The following is a 12361-nucleotide window of genomic DNA, read 5'->3' on the forward strand; positions in this document are numbered from 1 at the left end:
CTGTCACCGTCCACGAATAGCCTTGTTACTATTTCAAGGATGTTGATATGCCACGCGCCGAAACCTCGCCTCTCATCGCCCCCAGCCTGACCGCTGTACTGTTCGGCCTCAGTGGATGCCTGGTGGATTTCGGCGCACGCACTCGCCAACCCGGCACACTGACTGCCGAGCACGCCGAAGTCACGCTTGGCGCTCTGGATAGTCTATCCAGCTTGCAGCGCCAACAGATTCCTTGCGCCTGGCTCGATGAACTGCCCCCCGCCCTCAGCCACTCTCTGGCCGTGGCACTCCCGGACTGGATCAAACCTTCGCAACACCCGGCAACAATCAATCCATGGCCGGCCCCGAACGCCTGCTGGCAAGCCTTGATGGCGTTGAATGTCGAGCGTCTGGACGGTTGCGTGCTGGTCAGCGGCGAACCGCGGCTTCTGCAATCAGGCCTGAATGCCGGGTTGTGGACCATTGGCCTGGCGTCCTGCGGCTCGCTGTGCGGGCTGGCACCAAGTGAATGGCAGGCCTTGAGTCAAAAGGAACGGGAACACTTGCGCGGCAAGGCGACAATGCAGTTGTTCGGCTTGGGCGTGCATTCGGTGATCGATCATTTGGGCGAACTCGACACCTGCCTTGCCGATATCAGCCTGCGCCGACTCAAGGGCGAGAAGCCCTGATCGAGATCATGCAGGTTGTTCAAGAGTGGATTAATCTAAAGGTCAGCCATAGACCTTTGGCGCGCCGCTGCGGTCTATGCCAGTGCCTATCGATAAAAGGAAGAACGCCATGCCTGCCCGCGAACTGCAAGAACAACTCAACAAACTGCGCGAGCAATTGGAACAGAATCCACCGCTTTCCGAAGTCGAGCGTGCTGACCTGCACGCGCTGATGCAACAGATCGAACTGGAACTTGAACTCGAAACCAAAACCCAGGACACCAACCTCGCCGACAATGTGAACCTGGCCGTCGAGCGCTTCGAACTTGAACACCCTACCCTTGCTGGCACCTTGCGCAACATCGTTCAAGCCTTGGGCAATATGGGGATCTGAACCCGCCAAATGCAAAAAAGCCCCGCTATCGATAGCGGGGCTTTTTGATTTCCAGCCGTTGAGTTATTGGGCGATTGGAATTGCGCCAAGATCGCAGCCTGCGGCAGCTCCTACATTGGGACGGCGTACACCCTGTAGGAGCTGCCGAAGGCTGCGATCTTTTGATCTTGATCTTACTGACGGACCAGGCGATGGTTCGGCAGTTGCACTTCTTCGGTGCTGCGATACGGGTTGATGTCCAACCCGCCGCGACGCACATACCGTGCATACACCGTCAGCTTCTCTGGCTTCAGCAACCGTTGCAGGTCGAGGAAAATCCGCTCCACACACTGTTCATGGAAGTCCGAGTGCTGGCGGAAACTCACGATGTATTCCAGCAAACTCGCATGGTCCAGCGCCGCTCCGCGATACTCCACCGCTACGCTGCCCCAATCCGGCTGGCTGGTGACCGGGCAGTTGGATTTGAGCAAATGACTGTGCACGCACTCTTCAATAATGAGCGACTCATCGCACCGCAGCAGTTCCGGGCGCGGATGCTCATAGTTGCTGACGCTGATGTCCAGGTCATCGATGCACACGCCCGGCAACGCCACGACGCCTTCTGCCTCAACATCTTTCAAGCTGCGAATCCGCACGCCCACCGGTTTACCGGCAGCGGCCGAGAGGTCTTTCGCCAGTGTCGCTTCAAGGCTTGCGGTATCGGCAAACGCTGTTTGGTTCAGCGAGTTGAGGTACAGCTTGAACGACTTCGATTCGATGATGTTTGGCGAATCCGCCGGAATGCTGAATTCGCCAATCGCCACCACAGGCTTGCCGGATGGCAACAGCCACGACAGTTCGAAGCAGTTCCAGAAGTCCACGCCCTTGTACGGCAGGGTTTCAGCCGTCAGGCCCAGCTCGGCCCATTTCGCGGTGCGCGGGATCGGGAACAGTAAGGACGGCGTATAGGTGGCTATGTATTCGCTGGATTTGCCCAGCGGCGAATGTTCGGCTGCGGGATGCATGGCGGAAACCTGACTGAAGAATCAGCGGATTCTACCAGCCTTTGCTCCCGCCTTTGAGTGCTTACTGACTGACTGTCAATTTGCCGACCATGCCAGCCTGATAGTGGCCGGGAACATTGCAGGCAAATTCCAGGTTGGTGGCTTTGGTGAAGGTCCAGGTCAGCTCGACGGTTTTGCCCGGTTCCACCAGCACACTGTTCGGGTCATCGTGTTTCATACCATGCCCTTTTGCGGCCATGGAGCCGTGGTCCATGGCCTTCATGCCTGTAGGCATCAGCATGCCGCTTTGCTGCATCTGGAGCATTTCCTGCTGGTGCCGGGCATGCATCGCCGCGTCGCCGAGGTTGAATTCGTGCAGCAACTGGCCTTTATTCACCAGTACAAAGCGAACGGTCTCACCGGCCTTGATCTCGATGGCTTTCGGATCGAACGACATATCGCCCATTACCACTTCAATGCTGCGGGTAGTCTTGGTCGCCGTCGCCGGTTGACCGAAGTCGTAGGAATGCGCCGGCGAAGCCTCCAGCCCTAAGCTCAGAGTCAGCAAGCAAGCGGCCAGTACCAGACGATTTTGCAAAAACATAGTCGTACTCCAACAAGATGAGGTTCAGCTTGTGGGAAACTCTAATCCGCGGGCTCTGCCAGCCACCTGACAGGCAGATTACAACTTTGTCAGGTTGGCCTTTATCGCCGCCGCCCACGGTATAACGCACCTGTTCCAATTGCCCGAGCCGCCCATGAAACTGCTGATTGTTGAAGACCAACCGAAAACCGGCCATTACCTGCGTCAGGGCCTGACCGAAGCCGGGTTCACCACCGAATTGGCGGCAGACGGCAACACCGGCCAGCAACTGGCGTTAAGCGGCGATTACGCCTTGTTGATCCTCGATGTGATGCTGCCCGGTCGCGATGGCTGGCAGATTCTGCAAGCGGTGCGCGGTGCTGGCCTGGACACACCGGTACTGTTTCTTACAGCCCGAGACGCGGTGGAGGACAGGGTTCACGGTCTGGAGTTGGGTGCCGACGACTATCTGGTCAAACCGTTCGCCTTCTCCGAACTGCTGGCGCGGGTTCGCAGTCTGCTGCGGCGCGGCAGCGTCACGCCTCAGGAAACCAGCTTGCAACTGGCCGACTTGCGCCTGGACCTGATCCGTCGCCGGGTCGAGCGCAACGGCCAGCGCATCGACCTGACCGCCAAGGAATTCGCCCTGCTGGAAATGCTCCTACGGCGCCAAGGCGAAGTGCTGCCCAAATCGCTGATCGCTTCCCAAGTGTGGGACATGAATTTCGACAGCGACACCAACGTTATCGAAGTGGCGATCCGCCGTTTGCGCCTGAAGATCGACGACGACTTCCCGAACAAGTTGATCCACACCGTGCGCGGCATGGGCTACGTCCTTGAAGAGCGCCCTGCCTGATGCGCCGACTCTCACTAAGCAATCGTCTGGCGCTGCTGTTCGCAGCATGCACCGCGGTGGTGTCGTTGTTCGCCGGGGTGTTGTTCAGCCGCGCCAGCGAGGCGCACTTTGTCGAACTGGATCAGCAATTGCTCGACGGCAAACTGATTGGCTTGCGCCGGGCGCTGGATGACATTCAGTCCAGCGAAACCGAAGCCAGGCTAGCCGATGAATTGAGCCGACAAGCCGATCTTTCACTGCGCATCATCGGCAGCGACGGACAACGTTTGTACGACAGCTCAGCCGGTTTACCCAAAGACTTGCCGCGCCAGTTGGGCCTGTCGACGGTGAGCGACGACGGCACCGACTACCGTGTCCTGAATGCGCCGCTATTTCTCGACAAGCCCGACTCACCGCAACTGACCCTGCTGCTGGACATCACCCATCACCAACACTTTCTGCAACGCATGCAGCATTTGATCTGGCTGACGGTCGGTTTGTCGGCGCTGGCCACCGCCCTGCTCGGAGCCTGGGCGGCACGCAGTGGGTTGCGCCCTCTGCGACGCATGAGTGCGGTCGCCAGCGGCGTTTCGGCGCAATCGCTCAACGCGCGCCTGCCGGAAGCAGACATGCCGCCAGAGCTCGCGGAAATGGCCCACAGCTTCAACGCCATGCTCGGACGCCTCGACGACTCTTTTCAGCGGCTCTCGGCGTTTTCCGCCGACATCGCCCATGAACTGCGTACGCCGCTGTCGAACCTGCTGACCCACACCCAGGTCACCCTCACCCGCCCTCGCCCCATCGAGGATTACCGCGAAGCGCTGCACAGCAACCTCGAAGAACTGCAATGGATGGCGCAACTGGTCAACGACATGTTGTACCTGGCCAAGGCTGACCACGGCTTGCTGATGCCCAAGCGCGAACCGCTGGAACTGGCGGAAGAAGCCGATGTGCTGCTGGAGTTTTTTGCGCCGCTGGCCGAGGACGCTCAGGTGAAGTTGAGTCGTGACGGCAGCGCGAGCATGCAGGGCGACCGCAGCATGTTGCGTCGGGCGCTGTCCAATTTGCTGGACAATGCGCTGCGGTTTACCCCGGTCGGTGGCGAGGTGCGGGTGAAGATAATCGAACAGCCGACAGGCGTGAGCCTGACTGTTGAAAACAGTGGTGAAGGGATTTCTGAAGACTTGTTACCGCGTTTGTTTGACCGCTTCTACCGGGCAGACCCAGCGCGTCGTGAAGGCAGCAGTGAGCATGCGGGGTTGGGATTGGCGATCACCCAATCGATCATCCGTGCCCATGGCGGGCAGATTCGTTGCGAATCGGATAAGGGGTGGACGCGGTTTGTGATTGAGTTGCCGAAGGGGGATTGAGGGTGGCATGTCTGGCCCCTTCGCGAGCAAGCCCGCTCCCACAGTGACCGAGTTGAAACACAATGATGTGAACGACTCGAAACCCTGTGGGAGCGGGCTTGCCCGCGATAGCGGTCTACAGGCTTACGAATACCGCAACGCCGTAGCTGGCTCGACTTTCGCCGCCCGCCACGCCGGGTACACCGTCGCCAAAAAGCTCATGATGAAACCGGCGGAACAGATCAACAACACATCCGCGCCCTGCAATTCCGACGGCAAGTTACTGACAAAGTACACATCGGAACTGAAGATGTGCTGCCCGCTGACCCGCTCCATCCAGCCCACCAGCTCACTGACGTTCAGCGCTGCGATCACGCCCAGCACGCCGCCAATCAAGGTACCGACAACCCCGATCACCGTGCCCTGCACCATGAAGATCGCCATGATCTGCCGAGGCGTCGCGCCAATGGTGCGCAGGATTGCGATGTCCGCGCCCTTGTCGTTCACCACCATGATCAGGGTGGCGATGATGTTGAACGCCGCCACCGCGACGATCATCAGCAACAGCAGGCCGATCATGGTTTTTTCCATTTTCATCGCGCTGAACAGACTGCCTTGGGTGTGGGTCCAGTCGTCAGCCTTGTAAGCGGCGCCCAGGCCTGTCGCGATGTCGCTCGACACTTGCGGCGCGGCGTACAAATCCTTCACCGCCAGGCGCACGCTCTGCACCTGATTCGGCTGCCAGTGCTGCATCTGCGCGGCATCGGCGAGGTGGATCAGCGCCATGGAGCCGTCCAGCTCGGCGCCAACCTTGAACACGCCCACCACGTTCAGCCGCTGCATGCGCGGGGTAATCCCGCCCGGTGCGGTGCTGATTTCCGGCACGATCAGGGTGATTTTGTCGCCGACATTCAAGCGAAAGCGTCGCGCAGTGATCTCACCGACCACCACGCCAAACTCGCCCGGCTTCAAGGCATCGAGACGCCCCTGAACAATGTGCTTGGCAACGATCGAGACTTTGCCTTCCAGTGCCGGGTCGACACCGCTGACCTGGATCGGCTGCATCGTGCCCTTGTAGGACAGCATGCCCTCCATTTCGGTAAACGGCACCGCCGCCGTTACTGCAGGATTCTTCATCGCCGCGGCGGCCACCGGCTGCCAATCGTCGATAGGGTTCACGCCGACGATGGTCGCGTGGGGCACCATGCCGAGGATGCGCGAGCTCATTTCGCGCTGGAAGCCATTCATCACCGACAGCACCACGATCATCGCCAGCACGCCCAGGGCGAGGCCGATCATCGAGGTCATCGAGATGAAGGAAACAAAGCGATTGCGGCGCTTGGCGCGGGTATAGCGCGTGCCGATAAAGATCGATAACGGTCTGAACATTCGCTGGGGCACCGTATAAAAATAAAAGACCCGACGCACTGTTCAGTACGCCGGGTTTCGGTCAATCAGATAGGCGTCAGGTAACCTTCCTGCAAATGCAGGACGCGATCCATCTGGCGAGCCAGGTTCATGTCGTGAGTCACCACCAGGAACGCGGTGCGCATCGAGGTGCTGAGTTCCAGCATCAAATCCTGAATGCCCTGTGCGGTGTGGGAGTCGAGGTTGCCGGTCGGCTCGTCGAGCATCACCAGGCCTGGCTTGTTCACCAAGGCACGGGCGATGGCCACACGCTGGCGTTCGCCACCGGACAATTCCGCCGGTTTGTGCTCCAGACGGTGGCCCAGTCCTACACGCTCCAGCAACGCTGTCGCACGCTGGCGCGCTTCCGGGATCGCGGTTTTACCAATCAGCAACGGCATGCAGACGTTTTCCAGCGCGGTGAACTCAGGCAGCAAGTGGTGGAACTGGTAAACGAAACCCAGCGACCGATTGCGCAGCAGGCCACGGGCTTTTTCGTTCAGTGCCGAGAGTTCTTCACCGGCCAGCCAGACGCTGCCCTTGGTCGGTGTATCGAGACCGCCCAGCAGGTTGAGCAAGGTACTTTTGCCCGAACCCGACGTACCGACGATCGCCACGCGCTCACCAGGGTGCAGCTCCAGTTGCAGACCCGCCAGAACCTCTACCGATTCCGGACCTTCCACGTAGGACTTGCCCAGGTTGCGGCAGCTCAAGATTGCTTTATCACTCATGCCCGACTCACTCATAACGTAGCGCCTCCGCAGGCTGGGTGCGCGCGGCACGCCAGGCTGGATACAGGGTGGCGAGGAAACTCAGGATCAACGCGGCGGCGCAGACCATCAACACGTCCTGGCTCTGCACTTGCGACGGCAGGTAATCGATGAAATACACGTCGGCGTTCAGGAATTTATGGCCGATCAGCCCTTCAAGGGCCGAAATCGCGGCGCTGACGTTCAGCGCGGCGAAGATCCCGACCACGGCGCCGATCAGCGTACCGACCACACCAATGACCGTGCCCTGAACCATGAACGTCGCCATGATCGAACCCGGCGTGGCGCCGAGGGTGCGCAGAATCGCGATGTCGCCCTTCTTGTCGTTTACCACCATCACCAGCGTGGAAATGATGTTGAACGCCGCAACGGCGACGATCAGCAGCAACAGCAGGCCGATCATGGCTTTTTCCATGCGGATCGCCTGATACAGATTGCCGTGGGTGCGGGTCCAGTCGCGGGCGTAATACTTGTCTTCGCCGAGTTGCTGGGCGATGGTCCATGCCATGCGTGGTGCCTGGAACAGATCGTCGAACTTCAAGCGAATGCCCTGGACCTGATCCGGCTTCCAGCGGTGCAGCTTCGCCAGATCCTGCAAATTGGTAATGCCCAGATACCCGTCGATCTCACCGGCACCGACGTGGAAGATGCCGACCACGGTAAAGCGTTTCATGCGCGGGAACATCCCGGCCGGGGTCACGGTGACTTCCGGCGCGACAAACGTCAGTTTGTCACCGACCGCCACGCCGAGCTTGGCTGCGGCCTTGTCGCCGATGACGATGCCGAAACTGCCCGGCGCCAGGTCGTCGAGCTTGCCCTGCTGCATGAAGTTATCAATGATCGACACCTGCCGCTCCTGCACCGGGTCGATGGCATTGAGCAGCACTTTGGAGACCTTGCCGTTGTTGGTCAGCAGGCCCTGCATCTGGACGAAGGGCGCAACCGCCGCCACCTGCGGGTTCTGCTTGACCTTGGCGGCCAGGCTTTGCCAGTCGCTGATCGGCTCACCGGACTCGATGGTCGCGTGGGGCACCATGCCCAGCACGCGGGTGCGCATCTCATGATCGAAGCCGTTCATGACCGACAGCACGACGATCATCACGACCACGCCAAGGGCAAGTCCGATCATCGAGGTCAGGGAAATGAACGACACAAAATGATTGCGACGCTTTGCACGGGTATAACGCGTGCCAATAAATACGAAGAGAGGTCTGAACATGTCGGGGCTTGTTCGGAGGGAAAAGGAACGTCCTTGTGGCGGGGGTCGATAACCAGCTTTACACTCAGACCACCGCCGCTACCATGGGTTCGCCATGTCGACATTAGATGAAGAAGATCGCCGCGAATACTACCGTATCGAGGACACGATCGCACTGGAAATTCGGCCCCTGTCTGCTCCCGAAGCCGCAGGCCAGGAAGTGTTGCAGGATGCTTCCCCTCTATTCAACCTGCTCAGCGAACTGCACCTGAGCGAATTCGAGTCGCAACACCTGCTGCGACAGATCAGCGAACGTGACCGGACCATCGCCGCGTTCCTGAAATCCCAGAACAAACGCATCGACCTGCTGAGTCAGGTGGTCGCCCTGACCGTGCTCGGACAGATCGGCGAACCGCAGCCGGTGATCCTCTCCGAAGGGGGCATCGACTTTCAGCATCCGACGCCCATCACCACCGGCACACACCTGTCGGTCAAACTGGTGCTGATGCCGCAAGCCCTGGGCCTGTTGCTGCGAGCCCGCGTCACCCATTGCGACCGCAAGGGCGACGGCTACGACGTCGGCACCGAGTTCGAACATCTGTCCGATGCCCAGCGGCAATTGCTGGCCCGTTACATCTTGCAGCGACAGGCACAAGAACGACGCCTGGCCCGCGAACAAAACGAATCAGGCATTTAATTTAAGGAAGAACCGTGACTCTCATCTACGGCCATCGCGGCGCCAAGGGCGAAGCACCGGAAAACACCCTGACCAGCTTTCAGGAATGCCTCAAGCACGGCGTTCGCCGTTGCGAACTGGACTTGCACCTGTCCATGGACGGCGAGTTGATGGTGATCCACGACCCGACGCTCAAACGCACCACCGAGCGTCGCGGCAAAGTAGTCGAACATACCGCCGCGGAGCTGGTGACCTACGACGCGCGCAAGGGTGGCCCGGGCTGGATCAAACCCTGCCCGATTCCAACGCTGGAAGAACTGTTCGAGAAATGCGATTTCGAGCACTGGCAGCTGGAGGTCAAAAGCGCTTCACGCACCCGTGCCGCGACCACCGTGCTGGCGATTCGCGAAATGGCTCAGCGTTTCGGCATGCGGGACAAGATCACGATTACGTCGAGTTCACGCGAAGTATTGAAAGCCGCGCTGGACCTGGTGCCGGACGTGTCTCGCGGATTGGTGGCCGAGTACGCCTGGCTCGACCCGCTGAAGGTCGCGCAAAACTATGGCTGTGAGATGCTGGCGCTGAACTGGACCCTGTGTACGCCGGAACGCCTGCAGAAGGCGCAACGTCAGGGGCTGCATGTGTCGGTGTGGACAGTCAACGAGCCCGCGCTGATGCGCAGACTCGCCGACTTCGGCGTTGACAGCCTGATTACAGACTTTCCCGGTTTGGCCACTGCCACGCTCGAGAATTGCTGAAATCGGTCTCCCCGGCCGGCTCAGGCCACCGGCCGGAGCCGCTCAAAAAAGCCGGTTGAGGCCATCGTACGCCGCTACCCGATAGGCTTCGGCCATGGTCGGGTAGTTGAACGTCGTGTTGACGAAGTACTTCAGGGTGTTCAGCTCGCCCGGCTGGCTCATGATCGCCTGACCGATGTGCACGATCTCCGACGCCTGATAACCGAAGCAGTGAACGCCCAGCACTTCCAGCGTCTCGCGGTGGAACAGGATCTTCAGCATGCCTTGCGGCTCGCCGGCGATCTGCGCACGCGCCATGCTCTTGAAGAACGCCTTGCCCACTTCGTACGGCACCTTGGCCTGAGTCAGCTCTTGCTCGTTCTTGCCGATCGAGCTGATCTCCGGAATGGTGTAGATGCCGGTTGGCACGTCGTTGACGAAGCGCCAGCTATTGTTATCGACGATGCTGCCAGCGGCCGAACGGCCCTGGTCGTGCGCTGCGCTGGCCAGGCTCGGCCAGCCGATCACGTCACCGGCACCGTAAATGTTCGGTACGCAGGTGCGGTAGGCTTCGTCGACTTCGATCTGGCCACGGCTGTTGACCTTCACGCCGATGTTTTCCAGACCCAGCTGATCGGTGTTGCCGGTACGACCGTTGCACCAGAGCAAGGCATCGGCCTTGATCTTCTTGCCGGACTTCAGGTGCAGGATCACACCGTTGTCAACGCCCTCGACGCGGTCGTAATCTTCGTTGTGGCGAACCGTGATGTTGTTGTTGCTGAAGTGATAGCTCAGGGCCTGGGAAATTTCCGAGTCGAGGAAGCTCAGCAACTGACCGCGGTTATCCACCAGCTCAACCAGCACACCCAGACCACTGAAGATCGAGGCATATTCGCAACCGATCACGCCAGCACCGTAAACGATGAGTTTGCGCGGGGTATGGCCGAGGCTGAGGATGGTGTCGCTATCGTAGATACGCGGGTGATGGAAATCGATGTCCGCCGGGCGATAAGGACGCGAGCCGGTGGCGATGATGATGTGCTTGGCCACCAGTTTTTCGACCACGCCGTTGGCGCAGACCACTTCGATGGTTTGCTCGTCAGCGAAGCTGCCGGTGCCGAAGAACACGTCGACACGGTTACGGGCGTAGTAGCCGGTGCGCGAGGCGACTTGTTTGGAGATGACTTTTTCGGCGCTTTTCAAAACGTCCGGGAACGAGAACCAGCGCGGCTCACCAATCGCCCGGAACATCGGGTTGGTGTTGAACTGCATGATCTGCCGGACCGAGTGACGCAAGGCCTTGGACGGGATGGTGCCCAGGTGGGTGCAGTTGCCGCCGACCTGGCGACGACTATCGACCATCGCCACCTTGCGTCCTGCCTTGGCGGCATTCATTGCCGCGCCTTCTCCCGCCGGGCCGGAACCCAACACCACCACGTCGTAGTTGTAGACAGCCATGCATACTCCTCAGAACAGGCCGCGGCGCCCTCGGCACCTGCGGCTAAATCACGCCGATCTGCGGCGTGAAGGAACAATTTGGGGCCAGTGCAGAACCCGGACACAGTCTATAGAAGCGTCAACGCCGGGCACATTAACCCTTGGTCGCGTCGTAGGCTAGTTTTGCCTGCACTACAACGCCATCAATAATGCTTTTTAAGCCGCAATCACTTGGTTTTCTCACCCGCCAGGCGCTCAAAAGCCTGATTGGTGCGGGTGACGAAACCTGTATCGGCACGAATCACAAAGAATGCACCAATGTCATGGGTTTCGGCATAGTCCCAACCCCGTTCAGGACCGAGAATCAGCAACAGCGTCGATAGGCCATCGGCCATTAACGCTGAAGGATGAATCACTGTGACTGACGCCAGGGCGTGTAGGACCGGAGCGCCGGTGCGGGCATCGAAGGTGTGGGAATAGCGCCGGCCATTCTGCTGAAAATAATTGCGGTAGTCGCCGGAGGTGGACACAGCGTAGCCGTCGACGGCGATGATTTTTTGCGCAACTAGCTGGTCGTCCCGAGGTTCTTCTAACGCGATGCGCCAAGGTGAACCGTCGAGCTTTTTGCCGGCAGCCTTGAGTTCGCCAGTGACTTCCGCCAAGTAATTCTGGATGCCCTGCCCTTCAAGCTTTGCGGCAATCGTGTCGACCGCGTAACCGGCCGCGATGCTGTTGAAGTCGACCTCGACCGCGGCGTCCTTGCACAACTGATCACCGTCGATGCGCAAGTGGCTGTGGCCGACGCGTTGCTGCACCTCGGCGAGCGCTTTGGCACTCGGGACTTTTTCCTCACGCGCCTGCGGACCGAATCCCCAAAGGTTGAGCAGCGGCTCCACCGTCAAGTCGAAGGAGCCGTCGCTTTGGGATGACAACTGCTCGCCCACACGGATCAATTCGAGCACAGGGCCAGGCATGACCTGACAGCGACCGGCCGGCAGTGCGTTGAAGCGTACGGTGTCCGAGTCGCTGCGATAGGTCGAGAATTGTCGATCCACTTCGGCGAGGATATTTTCTACTTCGGCCTGCACCGCTTTCGGCCCGGGCGTGGAGGAATGTCTTACGTATTGGATGGAATAACGACTGCCCATGGTCGGACCGTCGAAGCGTTCCAGGCTGTCGCCATTGCCGCAACCGGACAAAACGCCGGCCAGCACCACAAGCCCACTCCACCGTCCAGTTAACAAATCTTCATCTCCCCTCAAAACCGCGCCCGCCATTATGGGCCTCAGAGCGCATTAGAGCGAGGTCTGCCAGCGCCCGTCAGCCAGACGCCAAACCTGTGGGA

13 protein-coding genes are annotated in these 12361 nt (G+C 59.7%); 6 read left to right on the plus strand and 7 right to left on the minus strand.

Annotated features, from left to right (window positions below):
- The first annotated feature begins 47 nt into the window (after positions 1-47).
- Entirely contained in the window at positions 48-668 is a 621-nt protein-coding gene (locus TU81_RS11975) for a hypothetical protein (protein WP_038979992.1), read from the plus strand.
- 109 nt (positions 669-777) lie between these two features.
- Positions 778-1041: a DUF4404 family protein gene (locus tag TU81_RS11980; protein WP_038979991.1), complete on the plus strand. Its 264-nt coding sequence runs from the start codon at positions 778-780 to the stop codon at positions 1039-1041.
- Between the two features lie 173 nt (positions 1042-1214).
- Here TU81_RS11980 and queF read toward each other — a convergent pair whose 3' ends face one another.
- Both queF and copI read right to left on the minus strand, forming a co-directional pair.
- Positions 1215-2045 carry an NADPH-dependent 7-cyano-7-deazaguanine reductase QueF gene (gene queF / locus TU81_RS11985; protein WP_038979990.1) on the minus strand — a complete coding sequence of 277 codons (831 nt, stop codon included), beginning with the start codon at positions 2043-2045 and terminating at the stop codon, positions 1215-1217.
- 61 nt (positions 2046-2106) lie between these two features.
- Positions 2107-2628 carry a copper-resistant cuproprotein CopI gene (copI, locus tag TU81_RS11990; RefSeq protein ID WP_038979989.1) on the minus strand — a complete coding sequence of 174 codons (522 nt, stop codon included), beginning with the start codon at positions 2626-2628 and terminating at the stop codon, positions 2107-2109.
- A gap of 154 nt (positions 2629-2782) precedes the next feature.
- On the opposite strand from copI, the gene TU81_RS11995 reads away from it, so the two are divergent.
- Positions 2783-3463: a heavy metal response regulator transcription factor gene (locus TU81_RS11995; protein ID WP_038979988.1), complete on the plus strand. Its 681-nt coding sequence runs from the start codon at positions 2783-2785 to the stop codon at positions 3461-3463.
- Positions 3463-4812: a heavy metal sensor histidine kinase gene (locus TU81_RS12000; protein WP_048395253.1), complete on the plus strand. Its 1350-nt coding sequence runs from the start codon at positions 3463-3465 to the stop codon at positions 4810-4812. The genes TU81_RS11995 and TU81_RS12000 overlap by 1 nt, the downstream gene beginning before the upstream one ends.
- A 123-nt stretch (positions 4813-4935) precedes the next feature.
- Here TU81_RS12000 and TU81_RS12005 read toward each other — a convergent pair whose 3' ends face one another.
- The 3 genes from TU81_RS12005 to TU81_RS12015 form a co-directional block, all read right to left on the minus strand.
- Positions 4936-6180, minus strand: coding sequence for a lipoprotein-releasing ABC transporter permease subunit (locus TU81_RS12005; protein WP_038979986.1), 1245 nt, complete (start codon positions 6178-6180; stop codon positions 4936-4938).
- A 65-nt stretch (positions 6181-6245) separates the two neighbouring features.
- Positions 6246-6929, minus strand: a complete 684-nt coding sequence (gene lolD / locus TU81_RS12010) for a lipoprotein-releasing ABC transporter ATP-binding protein LolD (protein WP_020700644.1) — start codon at positions 6927-6929, stop codon at positions 6246-6248.
- Between the two features lie 7 nt (positions 6930-6936).
- Positions 6937-8187 carry a lipoprotein-releasing ABC transporter permease subunit gene (locus TU81_RS12015; RefSeq protein WP_048395256.1) on the minus strand — a complete coding sequence of 417 codons (1251 nt, stop codon included), beginning with the start codon at positions 8185-8187 and terminating at the stop codon, positions 6937-6939.
- A 94-nt stretch (positions 8188-8281) separates the two neighbouring features.
- Between TU81_RS12015 and TU81_RS12020 the strand changes: the two genes are divergently transcribed.
- A complete protein-coding gene (locus TU81_RS12020; protein ID WP_038979984.1) occupies positions 8282-8863 on the plus strand; it encodes a PilZ domain-containing protein in 582 nt (193 codons plus the stop codon).
- A 14-nt stretch (positions 8864-8877) separates the two neighbouring features.
- On the plus strand, positions 8878-9600 hold the full coding sequence (locus tag TU81_RS12025; protein ID WP_038979983.1) for a glycerophosphodiester phosphodiesterase: 723 nt from the start codon (positions 8878-8880) through the stop codon (positions 9598-9600).
- Positions 9601-9642: 42 nt separating this feature from the next.
- Here TU81_RS12025 and sthA read toward each other — a convergent pair whose 3' ends face one another.
- Both sthA and TU81_RS12035 read right to left on the minus strand, forming a co-directional pair.
- Entirely contained in the window at positions 9643-11037 is a 1395-nt protein-coding gene (sthA, locus tag TU81_RS12030) for a Si-specific NAD(P)(+) transhydrogenase (protein ID WP_007907752.1), read from the minus strand.
- Positions 11038-11243: 206 nt separating this feature from the next.
- Complete coding sequence (locus TU81_RS12035; protein ID WP_390176084.1) at positions 11244-12293, minus strand: FAD:protein FMN transferase; 1050 nt, start codon at positions 12291-12293, stop codon at positions 11244-11246.
- Positions 12294-12361 lie beyond the last annotated feature (68 nt).

Source organism: Pseudomonas lini (genome assembly GCF_001042905.1).
Classification (GTDB): domain Bacteria; phylum Pseudomonadota; class Gammaproteobacteria; order Pseudomonadales; family Pseudomonadaceae; genus Aquipseudomonas; species Aquipseudomonas lini.